Here is a 24188-nt window from a genome sequence, read left to right as displayed (position 1 = left end):
GCGCCGAGGCCCCCTCGGTGACCCCCCTGCACTTCGGCGAAACCCCCGACGAACGCAACCAGCGCCTGGGCACCTACGTGACGGTCGCCGGCCTGGTCCTGGTGGCGGGCCTGAGCGGAACGGCTGTGGCGGTACGGGACGCACGACGCCGACGTGGGCGCGTGGACGGTGCGTCATGACGAAGGTGATCGTCATCAGCTTCGTCCTGACGGCCGTGCCGGCAGAGGCCGGCTGCGTCAGGGCGGACCGCGTGCGAGCCTGGCGCGAAGCGCTCAACCCGTCCGCTCCGGACGTCCCGGACGCGGCCTTCGTCGTCGCCCGCCTGCTCTTCTTCTCCATGGCCGCCGTGATGCTCTTCCGGGGTTTCCGGCTCATGGCCGTCGCCGACAACGGAACTCTCGCACATCTCGATCATTCAACGGTGAGCGACAGCGGGCGTGTTGTCGCCGTGAGCATCATCCTTACGTGTGCAAGCTCGATGAGAGCTGCTTGGCAGACCTATGCAAACCGCTTTGTCCACTGGGGTGTTGAGGGTGTTTTGAGGCAAAGCGTGGTTGGGTCGGGATGTGCCGGTTGACTAGAGTGGTCAACGCGTTGTGAGGTGCGGCCTGCTTTGCGATCGTACGGAGAGCGACGGGCCGGCCTCAGTCGATGCGTACACGGGGAAACGGGGAGGTGCGCCGTGCTACCGGCGGACATGGTGGGAGGCGCGTCGGCTGCCAGGGCGGTGAATCTGGAGGCCGGCGGTGAGGCGCTGACCACGTTCATGAAGCGAGTGGACGCGGTTCTGCGCGACCTGGAGTCGTCGGCCGGCAACCCGAAGCGGGTGAGCGCGCAGACCATCCACCGCGCGTCGCTGAGCAGCGGTGGTGGCGTCTTCTCCGAGGCGCACGGCTTGTACGAGCAGTACCACGCCGTCCACGACAAGCTCACCAGCCTCTCCAGGACCCTGCATCTGCAGATCGAGGCGATCGGCATCGCGGTTCAGGGCGCGCATCGGGGCTTCGGCAACCTCGAAGAGGAGCAGCGGCGGCGTTTCTGGGAGATTCAGGCGGAGATCAGGGCGCTTCAGCCGGCGGATGAGCGCGAACACCGTACGGAGACGGCGGACTTCTGACGATGACTGACAACAAGCACACGTCAGACCTGGACCGGGTTTCTCAGCAGAACTCTTTCACGGACTTCGCCCGTGGCGTTGAGGAACGGCCTGGCGGTGGTGGGCTCTTCGGCGACCTCTTCTTCAACCCCATGCGTTCGGTGGTCGAGGCCACCCCGTACGGGAAGGCCATGCACGGCCGTACGAGCTTCGAGACCTACGACCTCAACCGGATGCTCGACCTGGTCGAACAGACGAATCCGGAGGATCTGGAGTCCTCCGGCAAGGCGTTGTGGGACGCGCGTGACGCCATCAAGGTTGCTGCCACGGAACTCAGCGGCCATATCGAGAACGTCCACTGGGTCGGAGAATCCGGCGAGGCCTTCCGCACATGGGGGCGTTCGCTCGTCATCAGCACACACGCGCTGAGTGACTTCGCCGGAGGGGCAGGCGATCAGATCACGGCTGCTGCCATGGGGCTGGCGTCCGTGCGCAGGGCCATGCCTCCTCGCGACCAGCGCACGGACCGGAAGGCCCCCAAGGACTTTTCCATGGCCGAGCAGGTCGGCAGCAACGACGCGTACACGGCGGCCGTTCAGGTGGAGAAGCACCGCCAAGAGGCGATCAACCAGATGAACCGGTTGTCGTCGTACTACTCGGTGTCGACGGAGCAGTTGAAGGACTGGCAGAGCAAGGCTCCCGAGTTCAAGGACATGCCCGACGTCGGGGTGCCCCCACCCGCGCCGGTGGCCTCCCATCCTTCCGGGCGCTCAGCACCGAGCGTGACCACGGCTACCGGACCGCATGCGGTGCCGGGCCACCATGCCCCGGGTGCTCCGGTCGATCACGCCGTTGGGCACAGCCCGGTCGACACTACGGCACCCATGCCACATGTCCCGGGAAGCGCATCGCATCCCGATGTGTCCGTCGGAACGAATACGGGGACGGACATCGACAGCGTCGGCACGCTGCCCCCGGCCTCGACCACACCTGCGACTGGCCACACCTCACCGGTTACGGGTACCCCAGGTGGAGGCCCGATCAATACCTTCGGTCCCAGTTACGGAACCCCGGTTCCCAATGGCATGCCGGGTAAGGGGGTAAGCGGAGCCGGAAGCGCCCGGACCCCCGCGTCCGCGCGGGGCCAAGGTCCCATGAACCAGATGGGCCGTGCCGCATCGACTGGCCAGTCGACCGCCAAGGGTCCCACGTCCGGGGGGAAACCGCCCCGGATGGGCGGGGGCGTCATGGGCGGCACCCCGCAGGCCGGTGGTCCGGCGGCGCCACGAGCCGGTGCCGGCCCGACCACTGGTGCCGGACGCGCGAACGGCGTGGTGGGGGGTCGCCCCACGTCTGCTGCCGGAACGCCGGCGAAGGGCGGGGCGAGGATTCCTCGAGGCACAGTCGTCGGGGCCGAGGGAGCGGCCAGCTCACGGACTGTTGCGAGTCGGCCGGGACAGCGTGGTGTCTTCGGCGTACCTGAGCCGGCGAGACGGCCCACCGCGGGCATGAGCGGCTCTCGCGGCGGCACGGCAGCCGAGGCCGTGACGGGCAGGCCGACCGCACGCAATTCCGCCGTCCGCACCGAGCGGAACGGCATGACACGAGGAGGTGCCGGCCTGGTTCGCGGGCCGGGCGATCAGGGGAAGCCCGAAGGCCGGCGCAGCACCGAGCGGTCGCAGCGCCCCGACTACCTGGTCGAGGACGAAGAGACGCACCTGCCCACCACACCGCGGCGTGATGTGCCGCCGGTCGTCAACTGAGCGCGAGCGAGGACACACAACCCATGAAGTCAGGGACCAGCCGACGAGCCGAGCGGGCTGCGCTCCTCAGGACACGTTGCGGGCGGCGAGCGCGTGCTGTGGGCGCGGTCGTCGGAGCCCTGGCCGCTGCGGGGCTGGGATTCGCCCCGAACGCCGCTGCGTACGACGCCCAGTCCCAGCAGTGGTACTTGGGGCCGATGCAGGCCGAGAAGATATGGAAGGCCAGTGACGGAGAGGGCATCAAGGTCGCGGTCATCGGCACCGGGGTCCACGCGGACACCCCGTCGTTGCGCGGGCAGGTCCTCACGGGCGTCGATGCCCTGGTCAAGGACGGACTTGCCACGGGCAGTGTGACTGACACGGATGACACCACCGGGCAGGGCACGACGGCGGCGGAACTGATCGCCGGCACTGGCAAGGGAGGCGGGATCAAAGGCCTTGCCCCCGGAGCGAAGATCATCCCGATTCGTGTGCCGCCCATCAAGCACGACGAGCTTCCCGACCCCAACTACCCTTTGGCCACTGCCGTCAAGGCCGCCGTTGACAGTGACGCGGACATCATCGACTTCACCATCGGCAACCAGTACGTGATCGGCACTCAGTTGGTCGGCGATGTGGCGTTCGACTATGCGGTGAAGAAGGGCGTGTTGATGATCGCGGGGGTCGGCGACAACGCCAAGGAAGGAAACAAACCGCAGTTCCCGGCTGCTTACAGGCATGTGGTAGGGGTGTCCGCGCTTGACGAAACCGGAACGGTGTCCAAGTCCTCCCAGTACGGCAACTACGTCGACTTGGCCGCCCCCGGAGTGGACATGCCGCGGTGGTGCGACACGAAGTTCCAGCAGTACTGCAAGGACGGAGGTGGCACAGCTGCGGCCGCCTCACTGACGTCCGCCTCGGCGGCCCTGATCTGGTCCGCTCACCCGAACTGGACAGCGAACCAAGTCCTGCGGGCCCTCATCGACACGGCAGGCCGCACCAAGTCGAAGGGCTATCCCAGCATGTACGTCGGCTACGGAGCCGTCCGCCCCCGTAAGGTCCTCGAAAACCCCGCCTACGACGCCGGCCCCGCGAACGTCAACCCCCTCGCGGCGGAGGACGGCGAAGAGACCGCGGGCGAGGGCAAGCCGTCCACTCCTGCATCAGCCTCGTCACAACCCGCCAGGAACGCTTCAGACGGCGAGACCTCGGCTGCAGGATCAGGTGCGGAACCGTCGAACGACAGCAACACACTCTGGATCGCGCTGGGCGCCGCCGCGGCAGCCGTCGTCATCGGCGGCGGGGGCTTCGCCGTCCTGCGGGCGCGCCGCGCCGGATGAGGACGCCGACCAGCCCGAGCCGCAGGCATCGCGAGCCCGTCGGACAGGGCTCGACAAAGACCGTGCTGAAAGGCACCGCACGCGTGCTCACCGCCCCCCGGCCGGTGAGCCGACACAGTTGGACCGGACAACAGACAGAGGAAGGACCTGCAGGTCATGGCTGACAAGCAGAAACTCGTAGACGACCCGGTAATCAAGCTGCAGAACGACATGTTCGCGAAGTTCGAAGGCATCCGGAAGCGTGTGCACGGGCTGCAGCAGGTCATCGACGGCCTCGAGGGGCAGTGGCAGGGCATCGGCCGGGCCGCGTTCGACCAGAAGCAGCGCAATATCAACGAGTCCCTGGTGGGCATCGGCCGGACTCTCACCGAGGTCATCGAGTCGATGACGAAGACGCGCAACATCAAGGACACCAAGGAAGACGCCGTGCGCGCGGAGGTGAACAAGATCGACGTCCGCGACGGCGCCCCCACGACTTCCCCCTTCAGCTCGTACTGAGACGGGCGGCTTCAGGGAGTCGGCTCCAGGGGGTCGGCTCCGGACAATCGGCTTCAGGGTACCGGCCGGCCGACCGGTACCCATCAGACACACACGAACGAGACGAGGCAGTCGGACATGGTCAACAACGCCGAGGGAATGAGCGTTTCCTACAGCGCGCTCGAGACGGCGGCCACCACGATCAGCAACGAGGCGCAGACGCTCAAGGAGGACCTGGACGAGCTCAAGCAGATGGTCGTGAAGAGCCTGCAGTACTGGGAGGGCGAGGCCCAGAGCGGCTTCGACGAGAAGCTGCGGAGGTGGGACAAGGACGCCAACGACATCCACACCGCTCTGACCGGCATCAGCAGGGTCGTGCGCACGGCCGGCGGTGACTACAAGGAGGGTGACAAGCAGGCCGCCAGCTACTTCCTCTAGGAACGGCGGCTCGGAGGTACCCCGGGGTGGGCGCGCACGGGAGGCGCCCACCCCCCACCGTGTGGCCTGGGAACCGTGACGTCAGCTTCCCTGGCAGCCGAGCTTCTCCATGGCCTTCGGGAAGTACGCCCGAAGGAAGTCCTCCAGCGCGTCGCGCCGCTCCGGCCTCTCCTTTGGGATCTCCTTCTGGAGTTGCACCAGCGCGACGAACTTGCGCTGCTCGCCCTGGTAGGTGCAGCGCGCCACCGCCATGGCTCCGTTGTCGGCGATTCTGGCGTCGTCGCCGATGTTGTCGGCGGGAGCAGGGTCGCCGAGCCGCGTCAGAGCCCGGCCCTGCACCTTGATGGGGTCCGTGTCCGTGGAGACGATGTCCCCCGAGAGGTGGACGACCAGCTTCTTGTCCACCGAGACACGGCAGCGCGGGCTCTCCGGGCCGGCGTCGTAGGAGCGCTGTGCGACCTCGTCGCCACTCGGCAGGAAAGGGGCCAGGCGGTCCGTGCCGACGGTCACGCCGCACACGTCGTCGGGGACCGCCAGGTCATGCGAGTCGGTGCAGCCTGCGGTGCCGATGAGAAGCATGGTCATGAGGGCAGCGGCGCGTCGTACGGTCACTGGTCGCCCGCCAGTCCCTGGGCCCGTCCATTGCCGTCGAACGCCGCACCGCTGATCTCGGAAGTGAGCGTGTACCTGTTGTTGCCGGTATGGTCCGGGTCGGCCTTCATCCACAAGTCGGTGAGCGCCTGCAACTGGTTCTCCCTCGCGGTGGACACCTGACCGTTCTGGCGGGCGTTCTCCTCGTCGACCAGCGGCACGAAGCCGTGAGGCGCGTGCCGCCCGCAGACGGGCATGAACACGCCATCAGCCTGGTGAGTGAAGCCGGCCCGGGGCCGACGTGTCATGTCTCAATCGTCCACCAACCCCACCTGCACCAACGGCCGCCCCTGCCGCCGCGACACGAACACGCCCCGGCCCGCCGGCATCGGACGCGGCCGTACGCCGCCGAGCAGGTCCCCCTCGCCCGGGTCGCCCGCGAGGACCACACCCTGGGCGCCGAGTTCCTTGATGCGCTGCATGAAGGCCTCGTAGCCGGAGCGGCTCGCGCCCGCCGTGGAGCGGGCGATGACGAAGCGGACACCGACGTCCCGGGCGAAGGGCAGCATCTCCGTCAGGACGGACAGCGGGTTGCCGCTCGACGTGGCGACCAGGTCGTAGTCGTCGACGACCACGTACACCGTGGGGCCGCTCCACCAGCTGCGGTCGCGCAGCTGCTCGGGCGTGACGTCCGAGGTCGGTGTGCGGCGCTGCATCAGGTCGGCCAGCGCGTCCATGTGGTGCTGCATCTGGTTCGACATGGGAACGTACTCCGCCAGGTGCGAGGACGGGGTCACCCCGAGCAGCGAACGGCGGTTGTCGATCACGAACAGCTTGCAGGAGTCGCCGGGACAGCGCTCCGTGATGCCCTTGATGAGCAGCTTCAGCAGGTTCGACTTGCCGGACTCGCTCTCGCCGAAGACGAGGAAGAACGGGTCCTGGTCGAAGTCCACGAACACCGGCTCGAGGTTGTCCTCGTCCAGGGCGAAGGAGACGCCCCGGTCCGGGAACCGGTCGCCCGGCGGCAGCTGGGCGGCGGAGAACCGGCGCGGCAGCAGACGGACCTCGGGCGCGCCGGGCTGCTCCCAGTGGCGCGTCACCTCGGCCGTCAGGGCCGTCGTCGCATCCGCCAGGTCCGTGTCGGAGGACAGGCCGTCGATCCGCGGGACCGCCGCCATGAAGTGCTGTTTCTGCGGCGTCTGGCCGCGCCCCGGCACGCCCGTCGGCACGTTGGCCGCGACCTTGCGGTCGAACTCGGAGTCCATGGGGTCGCCCAGCCGCAGCTCCAGGCGGTTCATCAAGTGGTCCTTCAGGTTCGAACGGACCTCCATCGACCGCGAGGCGGTGAGGACCAGATGGATGCCGTAACCGAGGCCGCGGGCCGCGATGTCGAGGACCAGCGGCTCCAGTGCCTCGTAGTCCGTGCGGAAGTTGCCCCAGCCGTCGATCACCAGGAACACGTCGCCCCACGGCTGGTCGGCGACCGAGATGTCGCCCCGGGCACGGCGGCTGCGGAACTCGGCGATGGAGGAGATGCCCGCGGTGCGGAAGTACTCCTCGCGCCGGGTCAGCACGCCGTACACCTCGGCGGCCGTGCGCCGTACCTTCTCCGGGTCCAGTCGCGAGGCCACGCCGCCCACGTGCGGCAGGCCCGCGACGGCGGACATGCCGCCGCCACCGAAGTCCAGCCCGTAGAACTGCACCTCGTGCGGGGTGTGGGTCAGGGCGAACGACGCGATCAAGGAGCGTGCCAGCGTCGACTTGCCGGACTGCGGACCGCCGAGGATCTGCATGTGCCCGGCCGCGCCCCCGAAGTCGACCCAGAGCGGGTCCCGCCGCTGCTCGTAGGGTTTGTCGACGATGCCGACCGGGACGACCAGCCGGCCCGCGCCCTCGTGACCCGGCTGGGTCAGGCCGCGGCCGGGCACCGGGGCGAGCCCGGGCAGCAGCGAGTCGAGCGACGGCGGGCTGTCCAGCGGGGGCAGCCACACCTGGTGCGCGGCCGGGCCCTGGGCCTCCAGCCGTCGCACGACCACGTCGAGCACGGTGTCCGCGAGCGCGTCGTCCTTCTCGTCGCGCTTCGGCTCCTCACGCTGCCGCGGCACCGGCACGTACTGCACCGGGACCTCGGCCGCCGTGAACAGCACCGGCCTGCGGTCGACCGGGAGCGGCCCGCCGAGCGCGGCCGCCTGCTCGGAACTCGTGCGGTACACGCCGGAGACGTACGCGGCCTTGAAACGCACCATCTCGTCGGTGCCGAACTTCAGGAAGCCGGAGCCCGGGACGTTCGGCAGCTCGTAGGCGTCCGGGACACCGAGGGCCGCCCGCGACTCGGCGGCGGAGAACGTGCGCAGACCGATCCGGTACGACAGGTAGGTCTCCAGCCCGCGCAGCCTGCCCTCCTCCAGTCGCTGCGAGGCGAGCAGCAGGTGCACGCCCAGCGACCGGCCGATGCGGCCGATCTGGACGAACATGTCGATGAAGTCCGGCTTCGCCGTCAGCAGTTCACTGAACTCGTCGATCACCAGGACGAGTGAGGGGATCGGCTGAAGCGGTGCGCCGGCCGCGCGCGCCTTCTCGTAGTCGTGGATGTTGGCGTAGTTGCCCGCGTCGCGGAGCATCTCCTGGCGGCGGTTGAGCTCACCGCGGATCGAGTCGCCCATGCGGTCGACGAGCGTGAGGTCGTCGGCGAGGTTGGTGATGACGGCCGCGACGTGCGGCATCTGGGCCATGCCCGCGAACGTCGCACCGCCCTTGAAGTCGGCGAGAACGAAGTTGAGCGTCTCGGAGGAGTGGGTCACGGCCAGGCCGAGGACCAGGGTGCGCAGCAGCTCCGACTTGCCGGAACCGGTCGCACCCACGCACAGGCCGTGCGGGCCCATGCCCTCCTGGGCCGCTTCCTTGAGGTCGAGCATCACGGGCCGGCCGCCCTCGCCGACACCGATCGGTACCCGCAGCCTCTCGGCCTGCGCACGCGGCCGCCAGGTGCGCTTGGGGTCGACGGAGGCCGCGTCGCCCAGGTTCAGCAGGTCGGTGAACTCCAGGTTGGCGAGCAGCGGTTCGTCGTCGTCCCCGCCCGACGCGACCCGCAGCGGCGCCAGTTGCCGGGCCAGCGCCTCCACGGCCTCGTACGACAGGACGTCCGGCGCCCCCTCGTAGACCATGCCGTGGGCGGACTCCAGCCGCAGCTCGTCCGGACGCACCACGACGGAGAGGTCCCCGCGCCCGGAGGCGAGCTCTCCGGGCACGACCTCCAGGACCGTCACTCCCTGCAGACCCTCGGGGGCGGCCAGCAGGGACGTGGGCGGCAGGGAGACGCCGTCGAGCACGATCACCAGATGCGGCTGCTCGGGAACGGGGGGTCCCCCCGGGTGGAAGCGCGGCCGGCCCTGGAGGCGAGTGCTGAGCAGGTCCTCCAGCTCCACCGGGTCGGTCGTGATCAGACGCCGGCTGCCCGCGCCGTCCGCGACGCCCGGGGCCTGGCTGTGCGGCAGCCACTTGGCCCACTCCCATTCCGGTGCGGCGTCCCGGTGGGCGGCGACGGCGACGAGCATGTCCTCGGGGGAGTGCAGCGAGACGAGGGAGCCGACGAGGGCACGGGTCATGCCGTGTACGGTCGTCGGCTCGCCGCTGACCGTCACGTGGTAGAAGGCGCGCAGCGAGACCGCCATGGGCAGGTCCTCGAGCGTGCTGTGGGCGGCGAGGAAACGCTGCATCGCCCCCGCGGTCAGCGGCTCCAGCTGGTCCACGGGAGCGGTCTCCGGCGGGACGAGGGGAGCGGCCAGGGCCTGCGGGCCGAGACCCACGCGCACCTGCCCGAAATCCTCGTCGCCGGTGCGCCTCTCCCACACCCTGCTGCCCTCGGCGACCAGCGCCCACAGCTGTTCGGGTGAGGGGTGCAGGTAGTACTGGGCGTCGCGCTGGGCTCGCGCGGCGTCCAGGGCCGTGCGCCGGGTCTGCGACAGGTACCGCAGGTAGTCGCGGCGGATGTCGGCCATCTGCCCCTGGTTGCCGCGGCGGTAACGGACCAGCATGGAGACGCCCATGGCGATGGTGGAGGCAATCATCACCATCCCCATGATCTTCATGAAGGGCTGGGCCTGCGGGTTGAAGAAGAACACCACCGAACCGCCCATGCCGAGCATGGGCAGGAGCTGCATCAGGGCACCTTCCTGCTGCCCGCGCGGCAGTTCCGGCGGGGGCTGCAGCACGATCTCGTCCGTGGGTACGTCCTTCGGCAGTGCCCGCGGCGGACGCTTGACGACGATATGGCTCACTGCGCACCGATTCCCTTGCCCGACCGAGGAGTTCCGTCCGCCGCCCCGTGTCGGGCGGACGCCGATCGCGAACCGCGATCCTACTGACAACCGCCGGCACCGGTGGGCGGTAGGGTGCCGGGTGAGACGTGTGAGCGGTTGCGGGCCGCCCTGATGAAATCGGGTCATTCACGACGTTCGAAGCGAGTGTCTCCGGCACCTTCCGGATGAGGCGGCGCAGCCGACCCCGGCAGTGAGTCAGGCGCCGCACGAACTCCCACCGGAACGTACACATGATTTTCACGGTCGGGCGTGCGCGGCGGTGTGCCGGCCGGCCCCACCACCAACGAGGGGGAGCAGCAGGTGAGCATGACGGCCTCCGTGTCAGCCGGGACGAACGCCGGACCGGGCACCGGAGCCCCTTCCGGGGCGGGCACCGGGTTCGGCTTCTGCCGGGTCACGATCGTGGCGCCCGACAGCCGCATCGACGTGGCGTTGCCCGACGACGTACCGGTCGCGGACCTGTACCCGGAGATCCTGCGGCTCGCCCGGCAGAGCCCCGCCGAGGGCGCGCCTGTGGGGTACCACCTCGTGCGCCGCGACGGCACCGTTCTCGACGGCTCCCGCTCCTTCACGGCGCAGCGCATCCTCGACGGAGAGCTGCTCACCCTGCGCCCGTTCGCCGAGTCGCTGCCGCCCGCCGTCTTCGACGACGTCTCCGAGGCGGTGGCCTCCGCCGTCACCCGCGACCGGGCGCTGTGGAACGGCGAGCTGACGCGGGCGGCCGGCCTCGTCGCGGGCGGCGTCCTGCCCGCGCTGCTGGCGTTCGTGGCCTGGAGCTCGCAGATCCGCCACGACATGCACAGCCTTCAGGGCGTCCTCGCCGCCGTCACGGGAGTGCTCCTGACCGCCATCGCGTGCGTACGCGCGCGGGTGTACGACGACCGGGGCTCCGCGGTCGCCCTGGGCCTGGGCGCACTGCCGAACATCGCCGTGGCGGGATCCGGTCTGCTGCCGCTCGCCGACGGGCAGGGCATCGGAAGGCTCCAGTTCCTGCTCGCCTGCGCGGCGGTCCTGCTCGCCTCCGTCGTGCTCACCCTGGTCTCGCCGGGAGGTGACGGCCCCTTCGTGGCGTTCGTCTTCGCCTCGGCAGTCGGGATGATCACCACGTTCATCGGGATCCTCACCGGCCTCGGGCCCATCGAGACGGCCGCCGTCTGCGCCCCGCTCGCCGTGGGCGCGCTGGCCTTCCTGCCCGGACTGTCCGTGCGCTTCGCACGGCTGCCCATCGGCTTCGACGCGCCCGCCCCCTCGCGCGGCGCCTACTCGGAGGACGAGCCGAACGCGCACGAGCCCGTGGACGCCGAGCGCATCGCGGCGCAGGCCCGCCGCGGCCACGAACTGCTCGTCGGCCTCGTCGGCGGCTGTGCGCTCGTCTCGGTGGGCGCGTCGGTCGTCCTCGGCTTCTCCAGCAACGTCTGGGCCCAGCTCCTGGCGTTCGCGACCGGAGTGGCGATGCTCATGCGCGCCGGCCTGTTCCGCTACACCGCCCAGGTCGCCGCCACCCTGGCCGCGGGCCTGACCGCCCTCGCCTTCCTCGGCGTCGGCCTCGCGCTGCACCCGCCCGTGGCGTACGTGCGCGACGCGCTGCAGGGCGACACCACCGCCCTCGACATCCGCAGCGTCTGGCTCGTGGCCGCCGTCGGCGCGGCCGCCGCCCTGGTCACCGCCATCGGCCTGATCACTCCGCGCCGCGGCGTCACCCCTTTCTGGGGCCGCTTCCTGGAGATCGCGGAAAGCTTCGTCCTGCTCACCCTGGTGCCGCTGGCCCTGGCCGTGTTCGACGTGTACACGGCAGTGCGCGCGATGACCGGCTGAGTCCCCGGCCGCGGACGAGCCGGGCCGCGACAAGAGGTGACGGGGGGCGGCACGCGCGCGTGCCGCCCCCCGTCACCTCCGCGCGCTCCTCACTCCTGCGCCGGACCTCCGTCGCGCGGCGCCGGCTCCAGGTCGAACTCCCCGTCCCGGGCGCCCAGGACGAACGCCCGCCACTCCGCCTCCGTGTAGCGGAGCACCGTGTCGGGGTCGAGGGAGGAACGCATGGCCACGGCGCCGTCGGGAAGGTAGGCGATCTCGACGCGCTCCTCGTGCTCCTCCGTGCCCGGCGCGCAGTGCCACTCCACACCCGAGATGTCGAGGGCGTACAGCTCGTCGCGCTCCCGCTCCTTGCGTGCCTTGATCTCCGCTTCCGTCTCCGCCATGCGCGGCGACCCCTTCCAGACGTGTCCCTACGGTGTCGGCGCTCACCCTAGTGGCCGGCCCCTCCCCACCAGGAACGCCTGCCGGACCGCGGCAAAAGGGCCCGCCCCGGCCTGGTACTCTGACTGGCGGCCGTTTGTGTACGCACCCCCGGACGCCATCCGCAGGTGACCCTGCAGGCCCTGGAGGCCGCGCCCAGCGGATCCCCGCCTCCCGAGTAACGGAAGCTCCCCCGAGAAGAAGACCGGGGGCACTCGGTGGCAACCCACAGACCATGAGGAGTACCCGTGTCGCTCGACGCCGCCACGAAGAAGCAGATCATCGCCGAGTTCGGTACCAAGGAGGGTGACACCGGCTCCCCCGAGGTCCAGGTCGCTCTGCTCTCCCGTCGGATCTCCGACCTGACCGAGCACCTCAAGACCCACAAGCACGACCACCACTCCCGCCGTGGTCTGCTGATCCTGGTCGGTCAGCGCCGTCGCCTGCTGCAGTACCTCGCCAAGAAGGACATCCAGCGCTTCCGTGCGCTGGTCGACCGCCTCGGCATCCGCCGTGGTGCGGCGGGCGCCAGGTAAGACGCCGTGAAGGGAGCGGTTCCCGTAGGACAGGGGCCGCTCCCTTTGCCGTACGCAGGGACGTACCCAGGGAAACGTGCGGACTGTCACTGCCGCTTTGTAGTGTGGTAGCAGAACGCACAGAGCACAACGCGCACAGCGCGACGCACGACGTATGACGCCGCGTGATACGGCCCGCCCGTAAGGGGTACGACCTCATCACGCCCGACGAACGAGGAGAAGCGCACCCCGCCGCCGGTCCTCGGTAGTGGCCCCCGGGGGAAGGATCCCGGGTGCTTCGATCGAAGACCGGCCCGCACCAGACGGAGCGCTTCTCCGCCACCGTCCCCCGCCACACGGGCGAGAGGGACGAGGACGAGGAGAAAACACTAGTGGAGAACGAGACCCACTACGCCGAAGCCGTGATCGACAACGGCTCCTTCGGCACCCGCACCATCCGCTTCGAGACGGGCCGCCTGGCCAGGCAGGCCGCCGGCTCCGCCGTGGCGTACCTGGACGACGACACCATGGTGCTGTCGGCCACCACCGCCTCCAAGCAGCCCAAGGACCAGCTCGACTTCTTCCCGCTGACGGTCGACGTCGAGGAGCGCATGTACGCGGCCGGGAAGATCCCCGGTTCCTTCTTCCGCCGCGAGGGCCGGCCGTCCGAGGACGCGATCCTCACCTGCCGCCTGATCGACCGCCCGCTGCGCCCGTCCTTCAAGAAGGGCCTGCGCAACGAGATCCAGGTCGTCTGCACGGTCATGGCGCTCAACCCCGACCACCTGTACGACGTCGTGGCGATCAACGCCGCGTCCGCGTCCACGCAGCTGGCCGGCCTGCCCTTCTCCGGCCCGATCGGCGGCGTCCGCGTCGCGCTGATCCGCGGTCAGTGGGTCGCGTTCCCGACGCACACCGAGCTCGAGGACGCCGTCTTCGACATGGTGGTCGCCGGCCGCGCCCTGGAGGACGGCGACGTCGCGATCATGATGGTCGAGGCCGAGGCCACCGAGAAGACCGTCAAGCTGGTCGAGGGCGGCGCCGAGGCCCCCACCGAGGAGGTCGTCGCCGCCGGACTGGAGGCCGCGAAGCCCTTCATCAAGGTGCTGTGCCGCGCCCAGTCGGACCTCGCCGCCAAGGCCGCCAAGCCGACCGGCGAGTTCCCGATCTTCCTCGACTACCAGGACGACGTCCTGGAGGCGCTCACCGCCGCCGTCCGCCCCGAGCTCGCCCAGGCGCTCACCATCGCCGGCAAGCAGGAGCGCGAGACGGAGCTGGACCGCGTCAAGGGGCTGGCCGCCGAGAAGCTGCTGCCCGAGTTCGAGGGCCGCGAGAAGGAGATCTCCGCCGCGTACCGCTCGCTGACCAAGACCCTGGTCCGCGAGCGCGTCATCAAGGAGAAGAAGCGCATCGACGGCCGCGGTGTCACCGACATCCGCACCCTGGCCGCCGAGGTCGAGGCCATCCCGCGGGTGCACGGCTCCGCGCTGTTCGAGCGTGGCGAGACCCAGATCCTGGGCGTCACCACCCTCAACATGCTCCGCATGGAGCAGCAGCTGGACACCCTCTCCCCGGTGACCCGCAAGCGCTACATGCACAACTACAACTTCCCGCCGTACTCCACCGGTGAGACCGGCCGCGTCGGCTCCCCCAAGCGCCGCGAGATCGGCCACGGCGCCCTCGCCGAGCGCGCGCTGGTGCCGGTGCTGCCCGCGCGCGAGGAGTTCCCCTACGCGATCCGTCAGGTCTCCGAGGCCCTCGGGTCCAACGGCTCGACCTCCATGGGCTCGGTCTGCGCCTCCACCATGTCGCTGCTGAACGCCGGTGTGCCGCTCAAGGCCCCCGTCGCCGGCATCGCCATGGGCCTGATCTCCCAGGAGATCGACGGCGAGACGCACTACGTCACGCTGACCGACATCCTCGGTGCCGAGGACGCCTTCGGCGACATGGACTTCAAGGTCGCCGGCACCAAGGAGTTCGTCACCGCCCTCCAGCTCGACACCAAGCTGGACGGCATCCCGGCCTCCGTGCTGGCCGCGGCCCTCAAGCAGGCCCGCGACGCCCGCCTCCACATCCTCGACGTGATGATGGAAGCGATCGACAGGCCGGACGAGATGTCCCCGAACGCGCCGCGGATCATCACCGTCAAGATCCCGGTCGACAAGATCGGCGAGGTCATCGGCCCCAAGGGCAAGATGATCAACCAGATCCAGGAGGACACGGGCGCCGAGATCACCATCGAGGACGACGGCACCATCTACATCGGCGCCGCCGACGGCCCGTCCGCCGAGGCCGCCCGCGCCACGATCAACGGCATCGCCAACCCGACGATGCCCGAGGTCGGCGAGCGCTACCTCGGTACGGTCGTGAAGACGACCACCTTCGGCGCGTTCGTCTCCCTGCTCCCCGGCAAGGACGGTCTGCTGCACATCTCGCAGATCCGCAAGCTGGCCGGCGGCAAGCGCGTGGAGAACGTCGAGGACGTGCTCGGCGTGGGCCAGAAGGTCCAGGTCGAGATCGCCGAGATCGACTCCCGCGGCAAGCTCTCCCTCGTCCCCGTGGTCGAGGGCGAGGAAGACGGCGACGACAAGAAGGACGACGCCGACAAGTGACGTCCCGTGGCTTCAAGGCGACGGCCCGCACCTCCTCGGAGGCGCGGGCCGTCGCCCGTACCCAAACCCTCATCAAGGGCACCAACGGCATCGGCACGGTCCGCAGGACCACCCTCCCCGGCGGACTGCGCATCGTCACCGAGACCCTGCCCTCCGTGCGCTCCGCCACCTTCGGCATCTGGGCGCACGTCGGCTCCCGCGACGAGACCCCGACCCTGAACGGCGCCACCCACTACCTGGAGCACCTGCTCTTCAAGGGCACCTCCCGCCGGTCCGCACTGGACATCTCCGCCGCCCTCGACGCCGTCGGCGGCGAGATGAACGCGTTCACGGCGAAGGAGTACACGTGTTACTACGCGCGCGTGCTCGACACCGACCTGCCGCTCGCCATCGACGTCGTCTGCGACATGCTCACCGGCTCGCTGATCCTCGAGGAGGACGTCGACGTCGAGCGCGGCGCGATCCTCGAAGAGATCGCCATGACCGAGGACGACCCCGGCGACTGCGTGCACGACCTGTTCGCGCACACCATGTTCGGCGACAGCCCCCTCGGCCGCCCCGTCCTCGGCACCGTCGACACGGTCAACGCCCTCACCGCCGACAGCATCCGCCGCTTCTACAGGAAGCACTACGACCCCACCCACCTGGTCGTCGCCTGCGCCGGCAACATCGACCACGCCAAGGTCGTACGCCAGGTCCGAGCCGCCTTCGAGAAGGCCGGCGCCTTCGGAAACGGCCAGGCCGACCCCGTCGCCCCGCGCGACGGCCGCCGCACCCTGCGCACCGCGGGCCGGGTCGAGCTGCAAAGCCGCAGGACGGAGCAGGCCCACGTCGTCCTCGGCATGCCGGGCCTCGCCCGCACCGACGACCGCCGCTGGGCCCTCGGCGTACTGAACACCGCCCTCGGCGGCGGCATGTCCTCCCGCCTGTTCCAGGAGGTCCGGGAGAAGCGAGGCCTGGCCTACAGCGTGTACTCCTACACCTCCGGCTTCGCCGACTGCGGCCTGTTCGGCGTCTACGCCGGCTGCCGCCCGAGCCAGGTGCACGACGTCCTGCGGATCTGCCGCGACGAACTCGACCACGTCGCCCACAACGGCCTGACCGACGACGAGATCGGCCGCGCCATCGGCCAGCTCCAGGGCTCCACCGTCCTCGGCCTGGAGGACACGGGTGCGCTGATGAACCGTATCGGCAAGAGTGAACTGTGCTGGGGCGAGCAGATCTCCGTCGACGACATGCTGGCCAGGATGGCGGCGGTCACGCCGGACGAGGTCCGCGAGGTCGCCCGGGACATCCTGGGACAGCGCCCGTCGCTGTCGGTCATCGGCCCGCTCAAGGACAAGCAGGCCGCGCGCCTGCACGACGCGGTCGCCTGACCGCTCGAGGCCGTACAACCCTCCGGTCAACCCCTGGTCGTAAGGAAGCAAGAGATGAGCAAGCTGCGCGTGGCGGTCCTCGGTGCCAAGGGCCGGATCGGGTCCGAGGCGGTACGGGCGGTCGAGGCCGCCGAGGACATGGAACTGGTCGCCGCCCTCGGCCGGGGCGACCAGCTGGAGACCCTCGCCGAGACCGGCGCCCAGGTGGCGGTCGAGCTGACCACCCCCGCCTCGGTCATGGACAACCTCGACTTCTGCGTACGGCACGGCATCCACGCCGTCGTCGGCACCACCGGCTGGACCGACGAGCGCCTCGCCCAGCTGAAGGACTGGCTCGCCCAGTCCCCTCGAACGGGTGTGCTCATCGCCCCGAACTTCTCCATCGGCGCCGTGCTCACCATGAAGTTCGCGCAGATCGCCGCGCCGTACTTCGAGTCCGTCGAGGTCGTCGAGCTGCACCACCCGAACAAGGTCGACGCCCCCTCCGGCACCGCCACCCGCACCGCCCAGCTCATCGCCGAGGCCCGCGCCAAGGCCGGCTCGGCCCCCGCGCCGGACGCCACCGCCACCGCCCTGGACGGCGCCCGCGGCGCCGACGTCGACGGCGTACCCGTCCACGCCGTGCGTCTGCGCGGACTGCTCGCCCACCAGGAGGTCCTGCTGGGCGGCGAGGGCGAGACACTCACCATCCGCCACGACTCGCTCCACCACAGCAGCTTCATGCCGGGCATCCTGCTCGGTGCGCGCCGCGTGGTGACCACTCCGGGCCTGACCTTCGGCCTGGAACACTTCCTCGACCTCAACTGAGCCCTGAGCGAAACCGAAGCCCGAGCCCCTCATGCGCGCGAAGATCACCTACCTCGTCACGGCCGCCGTCCTGGTCTTCTACTTCGTCCTGGTCGGCAGCCGCGGCGTCCTGCTCATCCAGTCCGGCACGCCCGTGACCGTCGCCTTCGGGATCGCCGTACTGATCCTGCCGGTGATCGGCCTGTGGTTCCTGTGGAAGAACACCCAGTTCGTCCGCCGGGCCAACCAGCTCGCCGCCGAGCTCGACGCCGAAGGGGGCCTGCCCGTCGACGACCTGAAGCGCACGCCCAGCGGACGCGTCGACCGTGACTCGGCCGACGAGGCCTTCGCCCGGCGCAAGGCCGAGACGGAGGCGGCCCCCGACGACTGGCGCACCTGGTTCCGCCTCGCCGTCGCCTACCACGACGCCCGCGACACCCCGCGCGCCCGCAAGGCGATGCAGCGGGCGATCGCCCTGCACGACGGCAAGCGGCCGCTCGGGGCCGCCTGACGCCCGGCGCACCCCGTGCATACCGCGATGGGCCCGATCCGCACCTCCGCGGACCGGGCCCACCGGCATGCCGTCGGCCGGGCCTCAGCGGCCCCTGTTCTCCTCCGCCCAGGCCTCCACCGAGTCCGCGGCCCGGTCGAACGCCGCCAGACGGCCCAGGAAGTCGGCGTTGTGGGTGGTCAGCAGCGGCGGCAGGTCCTGCGACCCACGGCCCCTGCGGCTGAGCACCAGCGCCTGCCCCTGCACCGTGCGCGGCAGGCCCAGCCAGCGCACCGGCTGCTGCACGGTCCGTACCCCCGCCACCTGAGCCCAGGGCGTCGTACGGGTGACGAGGAGGCTCACATGGCGCAGCCCGCGTGCGCTGACCCACACACCCATGCGCAGCAGCCGCAGCGCGCCGGCGATCACGGCCAGGGCGAGGCCGAAGCAGACACCGGCGGAGGACAGTGTGGAGGTGAGCGCGGTCACGACCCCCGCGAGCAGCATGAACGAGGCGAACAGCAGCAGGAGGGCGGCCGCCCCCACCCGGCACGGTCCGGGCCGGTAGGGGCGCCGCCAGCGCTCGCGGTCGTCGAACGGCAGCGCGACATCCTCCGCTGCGTCGAACGCGCGGTCGGCCGTCAGGAAGGGCAGGGGCACGGCTGGTCCTCACTCAATCCACGCAAGAGCTGTGCCGTGAGGTTATCCGTACGTGTCCATGCCCACCACCGGTGGGGGGCCGAGGGAGACTCAGCGCCCGTGGGACACCTGGGACTGCTGTGTCTCGGCGGGGGAGTGGGTGATGGTCAACGCGGGCATCCCCAGGACCAGGGAACCCATCAGCGCCGCGACGATCGTCAGGCCCAGCAGACACCGCCCGGCTATCCGGCCGGCGGACGCGGGCTCGGGGGGCGGGGGAGTGACATTGCTGCGGAACCTGTCGGCTTCGGCGACAAAGGCGAACGGGACGGGCTCGCGCCGACGTGGCATCGAGGGTACGGCTCCTTTCGGGGTCGAACTGGGATGTCTCACCCATACGGACGACCGAGTGTCCCAAAAGGTGCCCGGTTCCCCGAAATCACAGTTCTTCGCCGAAGATGTCGCGTCCCGGCACCGAACGCCCCGATGTCAGAGGCGGCCCGTAGAGTGGGCGCCGCACGAGAGACGTGAAGGAAGGGACCCTCCGAGCCGTGACCGACACCCCCGCCGACGACCTGAAACCCAGTTTCCGCAGCGATGTCACCGTTGAGCTGGTCAAGCACACCGCGTCGGACGCCGACGTGCTGTTCGCGGCCCGTGTCTCGACCGTCGGCGAGCAGTCCCTGGACGAGCTGAACAAGGACCCCGAGCGTTCCAAGGGCCTGATCAACTTCCTGATGCGGGACCGCCACGGCAGCCCCTTCGAGCACAACTCGATGACGTTCTTCATCAGCGCCCCGATCTTCGTCTTCCGCGAGTTCATGAGGCACCGCGTCGGCTGGTGCATCGCAGGTGACACAGAGATCACCCTCGAGAGCGAGGGTGGCCATCTGCGGCGGCGTACCATCGCCGAGCTCCACAAGCTCTGGCACATGGGTGTCGAGGACCGGCTCCCGCACTCCGCCGGCGGCGTGACCTGGCACAGCCGGGCCGGCAAGTGGATGGCGCAAGTGCGACGCGGCGGAACCAACCACTATCTCGGCCTTTACGAGAACCGTGAGGCGGCCGAGTCCGCCGTCGTCGAATTCCGCGAGCAGCACCCGAGCACCCGTCTCCGCACACTCGAGTCCGTCCGGCGCAACCACGTGCGCTGTTACGACGAGGAGACCCTTCTCGCGCAGCGGGCCAGGATCGTCGACGTGATCCAGTCCGGCGTGAAACCCCTGATCAAGGTAACCACGGCGACAGGGAGAACGCTCCGCTGCACGGTCGATCACGCGGTATTCACCCCCGAGGGCTGGCGCAAGGCGGGCGAGCTCGCGGTCGGTGATGCGGTCATGGCTGCGGGCACGGCCCCGCGTCCCTCCCAGGCGCTTGTCCCGCCCAGTCTGCGGCGCGGCATCGGTGTGTGGACCGCCATGCAGCGGCAGCGGTTGATCAAGGAGACCGACGCCTGTCACCTCTGCGGGCAGGACTTCCCCCGTGAACAGCTCGCCCTCGACCATGTCGTCCCGGTGGCGGGCGATCTGACCCGGGCTCTCGACGAGAAGAACCTCGCTCCGGCCTGCGAACCCTGCCACACGGCGAAGAGTGCGGACGAACAGGCACTGGCTCAGCGTGGCGGCAAGATCGCCAAGGCCGTTCCGGACGTGATCACCGCCATCGAGGACAACGGTGAGGAGATGACGTACGACCTCTCCGTCGAGGGTCCCTGGCACAACTTCCTCGCGAACGGCATCGTCGTGCACAACTCCTACAACGAGGAGTCAGGCCGGTACAGGGAACTCCAGCCGGTTTTCTACGTCCCCGACGAGTCCCGCAAGCTCGTGCAGGAGGGACGTCCGGGCAAGTACCGGTTCGTCGAGGGCACGCAGGCCCAGCAGGAACTGGTCGGCCAGGTCATGGAGGACTCCTACCGGGAGGCGTACGAGGCCTACCAGCAGATGCTGGCGGCCGGTGTCGCCCGCGAGGTGGCCCGTTCGGTCCTGCCGGTCGGTCTGTTCTCGTCGATGTACGCCACCTGCAACGCCCGCTCGCTGATGCACTTCCTCGGCCTGCGCACCCAGCACGAGCTGGCCAGGGTGCCCTCCTTCCCGCAGCGGGAGATCGAGATGGTCGGCGAGAGGATGGAGGCCGAGTGGGCGAAGCTCATGCCGCTGACCTACGCCGCCTTCAACGCCAACGGCCGGGTCGCGCCGTAGCCGACAACCGCCCGTTCGCCCAGGTACGGGTGTACGGATCAGCCTCGCGAAGTGTCCGTATTGCGGCCTTTGTGGAAATTCATCTAGCCTGGTCAAACGGACCCGGCACTGCCTGAACCCCCGAGCAGGCAGTGCCGGGCTCCACCGCGTCGCGACCGGTCGCAACCCCTAGGGCAGCCTCCGCACCGAGCAACGAGTAGCGTGTAACCCATGGCTCCGACCTCGACTCCGCAGACCCCCTTCGGGCGGGTCCTCACCGCCATGGTCACGCCCTTCACGGCGGACGGCGCACTCGACCTCGACGGCGCGCAGCGGCTCGCCGCCCACCTGGTGGACGCAGGCAACGACGGCCTGATCGTCAACGGCACCACCGGCGAGTCCCCCACCACCAGCGATGCGGAGAAAGCGGACCTGGTCCGCGCGGTCCTGGAAGCGGTCGGAGACCGCGCCCACATCGTGGCCGGCGTCGGCACCAACGACACCCGTCACAGCATCGAGCTCGCCCGCGCCGCCGAGCAGGCCGGCGCGCACGGCCTGCTGACCGTCACGCCGTACTACAACAAGCCCCCGCAGGACGGCCTGTACCGGCACTTCAAGGCCATCGCCGACGCGACCGGCCTGCCGGTCATGCTCTACGACATCCCCGGCCGCAGCGGCGTCCCGATCAACACCGAGACGATCGTTCGCCTCGCCGAGCACCCGCGGATCGTCGCCAACAAGGACGCCAAGGGCGACCTCGGCCGCGCCAGCTGGGCCATCGCCCGCTCCGGCCTCGCCTGGTACTCCGGCGACGACATGCTCAACCTGCCCCTGCTCTCCGTGGGCGCCGTCGGTTTCGTCTCCGTCGTCGGCCACGTCGTCACCCCGGACCTGCGCGCCCTCGTCGAGGCGTACACGTCCGGCGACGTCCAGAAGGCCACCGAGATCCACCAGAAGCTGCTCCCGGTCTACACCGGCATGTTCCGCACCCAGGGCGTCATGACCACCAAGGCCGCGCTCGCCCTCCAGGGCCTGCCCGGCGGGCCGCTGCGGCTCCCCATGATCGGGCTCACGCCCGAGGAGACCGAGCAGCTCAAGATCGATCTTGCCGCCGGCGGGGTACAGCTCTGACAACGAGACTTCGCGCCACCCCGCGCGAGCGGAGATCCACCAAGGACTTCACAACTGAATAAGCGGGACACCGGTGCCCGCACCCCACAACGACAACTGCTTCTGCACGAACGTCACGCGCGCCACGTGCCCACCGGTACGTGGCGCGCGTGGTTGAGGAGAGTCTTTTGAGTCATCCGCATCCTGAACTCGGCTCGCCCCCGCCGCTCGCCGAGGGCGGCCTGCGCGTCACCCCGCTCGGCGGCCTGGGCGAGATCGGCCGCAACATGACGGTCTTCGAGTACGGCGGCCGCCTGCTGATCGTCGACTGCGGAGTGCTCTTCCCCGAGGAGGAGCAGCCCGGAATCGACCTGATCCTGCCGGACTTCTCGTCCATCCGTGACCGTCTCGACGACATCGAGGGCATCGTCCTCACCCATGGCCACGAGGACCACATCGGCGGTGTCCCCTATCTCCTGCGGGAGAAGCCGGACATCCCCCTGATCGGCTCCAAGCTCACCCTGGCCCTCATCGAGGCCAAGCTCCAGGAGCACCGCATCCGTCCGTACACCCTCGAGGTCGCGGAAGGACAGCGGGAGCGCATCGGCCCCTTCGACTGCGAGTTCGTCGCGGTCAACCACTCCATCCCGGACGCCCTGGCCGTCGCCATCCGCACCCCGGCCGGCATGGTCGTGCACACCGGCGACTTCAAGATGGACCAGCTGCCGCTGGACAGCCGCCTGACCGACCTGCACGCGTTCGCACGGCTGAGCGAGGAAGGTATCGACCTCCTCCTCGCGGACTCCACCAACGCCGAGGTGCCGGGCTTCGTCCCGCCCGAGCGGGACATCTCCAACGTCCTGCGCCAGGTCTTCGCCGGCGCCCGCAAGCGGATCATCGTCGCCAGCTTCGCCAGCCACGTCCACCGCATCCAGCAGATCCTGGACGCCGCCCACGAGTACGGCCGCCGGGTCGCCTTCGTCGGCCGCTCCATGGTCCGCAACATGGGCATCGCCCGGGACCTCGGCTACCTCAAGGTCCCGGCGGGTCTCGTGGTCGACGTCAAGACGCTCGACGACCTGCCCGACCACGAGGTGGTCCTGGTCTGCACCGGCTCGCAGGGCGAGCCCATGGCGGCCCTGTCACGGATGGCCAACCGCGACCACCAGATCCGCATCGTCGAGGGCGACACCGTGATCCTTGCGTCGTCGCTGATCCCCGGCAACGAGAACGCGGTCTACCGCGTCATCAACGGCCTGACCCGCTGGGGCGCCAACGTCGTCCACAAGGGCAACGCCAAGGTTCATGTCTCGGGCCACGCCTCGGCAGGCGAGCTGCTGTACTTCTACAACATCTGCCGCCCGAGGAACCTGATGCCGGTCCACGGCGAATGGCGCCACCTGCGCGCCAACGCCGAGCTGGGCGCCCTCACCGGAGTACCGCACGACCGGATCGTCATCGCCGAGGACGGCGTCACCGTCGACCTCGTCGAGGGCAAGGCCAAGATCTCCGGCAAGGTCCAGGCCGGCTACGTCTACGTCGACGGCCTCTCGGTCGGCGACGTCGGCGAGCCCGCGCTGAAGGACCGCAAGATCCTCGGCGACGAGGGCATCATCTCGGTCTTCGTGGTGGTCGACTCCACCACCGGCAAGATCACCGGCGGCCCGCACATCCAGGCCCGCGGATCCGGCATCGAGGACTCCGCCTTCGGCGGGGTCGTCCCGAAGATCGCGGAAGTGCTGGAGCGCTCCGCCCAGGAGGGCATCGCGGACCCCCATCAACTGCAGCAGCTCATCCGCCGCACGCTGGGCAAGTGGGTCTCGGACACCTACCGGCGCCGGCCAATGATCCTGCCGGTCGTCGTGGAGGTCTGACGCGCGAACGGACAGCGGAGCGCCCCGATTTGCATCGGGGCGCTCCGCTCCAGTACGTTTACGGCTCCGCCCGGACGGGGACCCGGACGCTTCATGCGCTCCGAGGGACACTCCCGGAGGGGGCGGGAAATCCGACTCAGAATCTCTGGTAAAGTCGGGTCCGCCGGAAAGGGAAACGCGAGAGCGGGAACCCGGAAAGCGCCGAGGAAATCGGGTCGGGAAGATCTGATAGAGTCGGAAACACCGAAGGGAAGCGCCCGGAGGAAAGCCCGCGAGGGTGAGTACGAAGGAAGCGTCCGTTCCTTGAGAACTCAACAGCGTGCCAAAAATCAACGCCAGATATGTTGATGCCCCGTCTCCGGCCGGAT

General features: G+C 69.7%; 20 protein-coding genes and 3 pseudogenes. 17 read left to right on the top strand and 6 right to left on the bottom strand.

Translation table 11 applies throughout. The features are described 5' to 3' along the window. The first annotated feature begins 175 nt into the window (after positions 1–175). The 6 genes from C1I97_RS08685 (at position 176) to C1I97_RS08660 (ending at position 5093) form a co-directional block, all read left to right on the top strand. Entirely contained in the window at positions 176–577 is a 402-nt protein-coding gene (locus C1I97_RS08685; RefSeq protein WP_111002642.1) for a hypothetical protein, read from the top strand. Positions 578–682: 105 nt separating this feature from the next. Next, the gene (locus C1I97_RS08680) at positions 683–1117 is read left to right on the top strand and encodes a hypothetical protein (RefSeq protein ID WP_111002641.1); all 435 of its coding nucleotides are present in this window, start codon (positions 683–685) and stop codon (positions 1115–1117) included. A 2-nt stretch (positions 1118–1119) separates the two neighbouring features. After that, positions 1120–2859 (top strand): hypothetical protein, encoded by a 1740-nt coding sequence (locus tag C1I97_RS08675; protein ID WP_111002640.1) that lies wholly within the window; start codon positions 1120–1122, stop codon positions 2857–2859. 98 nt (positions 2860–2957) lie between these two features. Further along, complete coding sequence (locus C1I97_RS08670; protein ID WP_258382481.1) at positions 2958–4178, top strand: S8 family serine peptidase; 1221 nt, start codon at positions 2958–2960, stop codon at positions 4176–4178. Positions 4179–4334: 156 nt separating this feature from the next. Further along, complete coding sequence (locus C1I97_RS08665) at positions 4335–4676, top strand: WXG100 family type VII secretion target (protein WP_111002639.1); 342 nt, start codon at positions 4335–4337, stop codon at positions 4674–4676. Positions 4677–4793: 117 nt separating this feature from the next. Further along, complete coding sequence (locus C1I97_RS08660) at positions 4794–5093, top strand: WXG100 family type VII secretion target (RefSeq protein WP_111002638.1); 300 nt, start codon at positions 4794–4796, stop codon at positions 5091–5093. Between the two features lie 81 nt (positions 5094–5174). On the opposite strand, the gene C1I97_RS08655 is transcribed toward C1I97_RS08660, so the two are convergent. From C1I97_RS08655 to eccCa, 3 genes are read right to left on the bottom strand one after another with little or no spacing between them, the layout of a single operon-like run. Further along, complete coding sequence (locus tag C1I97_RS08655; protein WP_181446637.1) at positions 5175–5678, bottom strand: hypothetical protein; 504 nt, start codon at positions 5676–5678, stop codon at positions 5175–5177. 23 nt (positions 5679–5701) lie between these two features. After that, a complete protein-coding gene (locus C1I97_RS08650) occupies positions 5702–5992 on the bottom strand; it encodes a hypothetical protein (protein WP_181446636.1) in 291 nt (96 codons plus the stop codon). Between the two features lie 3 nt (positions 5993–5995). Further along, positions 5996–9961, bottom strand: a complete 3966-nt coding sequence (gene eccCa, locus C1I97_RS08645) for a type VII secretion protein EccCa (RefSeq protein ID WP_111002636.1) — start codon at positions 9959–9961, stop codon at positions 5996–5998. A 348-nt stretch (positions 9962–10309) separates the two neighbouring features. On the opposite strand from eccCa, the gene eccD reads away from it, so the two are divergent. After that, positions 10310–11818, top strand: a complete 1509-nt coding sequence (gene eccD, locus C1I97_RS08635) for a type VII secretion integral membrane protein EccD (protein ID WP_111002643.1) — start codon at positions 10310–10312, stop codon at positions 11816–11818. Positions 11819–11907: 89 nt separating this feature from the next. Here eccD and C1I97_RS08630 read toward each other — a convergent pair whose 3' ends face one another. Further along, complete coding sequence (locus tag C1I97_RS08630; protein ID WP_111002635.1) at positions 11908–12201, bottom strand: DUF397 domain-containing protein; 294 nt, start codon at positions 12199–12201, stop codon at positions 11908–11910. Between the two features lie 285 nt (positions 12202–12486). Here C1I97_RS08630 and rpsO point away from each other — a divergent pair, with 285 nt between their 5' ends. The 5 genes from rpsO (at position 12487) to C1I97_RS08605 (ending at position 18038) form a co-directional block, all read left to right on the top strand. After that, positions 12487–12774: a 30S ribosomal protein S15 gene (rpsO, locus tag C1I97_RS08625; protein WP_103811073.1), complete on the top strand. Its 288-nt coding sequence runs from the start codon at positions 12487–12489 to the stop codon at positions 12772–12774. A 371-nt stretch (positions 12775–13145) separates the two neighbouring features. Continuing rightward, entirely contained in the window at positions 13146–15365 is a 2220-nt protein-coding gene (locus C1I97_RS08620) for a polyribonucleotide nucleotidyltransferase (protein WP_111002634.1), read from the top strand. Further along, a complete protein-coding gene (locus C1I97_RS08615) occupies positions 15362–16741 on the top strand; it encodes a M16 family metallopeptidase (RefSeq protein WP_111002633.1) in 1380 nt (459 codons plus the stop codon). Before C1I97_RS08620 ends, C1I97_RS08615 begins: the two co-directional genes overlap by 4 nt. Positions 16742–16795: 54 nt before the next feature. Continuing rightward, positions 16796–17548, top strand: a complete 753-nt coding sequence (gene dapB / locus C1I97_RS08610; protein ID WP_111002632.1) for a 4-hydroxy-tetrahydrodipicolinate reductase — start codon at positions 16796–16798, stop codon at positions 17546–17548. 31 nt (positions 17549–17579) lie between these two features. Further along, complete coding sequence (locus tag C1I97_RS08605) at positions 17580–18038, top strand: hypothetical protein (RefSeq protein ID WP_111002631.1); 459 nt, start codon at positions 17580–17582, stop codon at positions 18036–18038. A gap of 84 nt (positions 18039–18122) precedes the next feature. Here the strand turns inward: C1I97_RS08605 and C1I97_RS08600 are convergent, their stop codons facing one another. Both C1I97_RS08600 and C1I97_RS08595 read right to left on the bottom strand, forming a co-directional pair. Continuing rightward, positions 18123–18677 carry a PH domain-containing protein gene (locus C1I97_RS08600; RefSeq protein ID WP_111002630.1) on the bottom strand — a complete coding sequence of 185 codons (555 nt, stop codon included), beginning with the start codon at positions 18675–18677 and terminating at the stop codon, positions 18123–18125. A 90-nt stretch (positions 18678–18767) separates the two neighbouring features. After that, complete coding sequence (locus tag C1I97_RS08595; protein WP_111002629.1) at positions 18768–19007, bottom strand: hypothetical protein; 240 nt, start codon at positions 19005–19007, stop codon at positions 18768–18770. Between the two features lie 200 nt (positions 19008–19207). Between C1I97_RS08595 and C1I97_RS41260 the strand changes: the two are divergent. The 5 genes and pseudogenes from C1I97_RS41260 to C1I97_RS08580 all read left to right on the top strand — a co-directional run. Next, a pseudogene (locus C1I97_RS41260) lies at positions 19208–19498 on the top strand (FAD-dependent thymidylate synthase); the annotation flags it as partial. Beyond that, a pseudogene (locus C1I97_RS41255) lies at positions 19478–20404 on the top strand (HNH endonuclease); the annotation flags it as partial. The pseudogenes C1I97_RS41260 and C1I97_RS41255, both read left to right, overlap by 21 nt. A gap of 3 nt (positions 20405–20407) precedes the next feature. Beyond that, positions 20408–20857 (top strand): annotated as a pseudogene (gene thyX / locus C1I97_RS41250) (FAD-dependent thymidylate synthase); the annotation flags it as partial. 210 nt (positions 20858–21067) lie between these two features. Beyond that, the gene (gene dapA, locus C1I97_RS08585; RefSeq protein WP_111002627.1) at positions 21068–21967 is read left to right on the top strand and encodes a 4-hydroxy-tetrahydrodipicolinate synthase; all 900 of its coding nucleotides are present in this window, start codon (positions 21068–21070) and stop codon (positions 21965–21967) included. Positions 21968–22134: 167 nt separating this feature from the next. Next, positions 22135–23820 (top strand): ribonuclease J, encoded by a 1686-nt coding sequence (locus C1I97_RS08580; RefSeq protein ID WP_111002626.1) that lies wholly within the window; start codon positions 22135–22137, stop codon positions 23818–23820. The last annotated feature ends 368 nt before the right edge of the window (positions 23821–24188 follow it).

Source organism: Streptomyces sp. NTH33 (assembly GCF_003236365.1).
Taxonomy (GTDB): Bacteria; Actinomycetota; Actinomycetes; order Streptomycetales; family Streptomycetaceae; genus Streptomyces.
The sequence above is the reverse complement of the archived record's forward strand: the minus strand, read 5'-3'. Positions and strand labels throughout refer to the sequence as shown.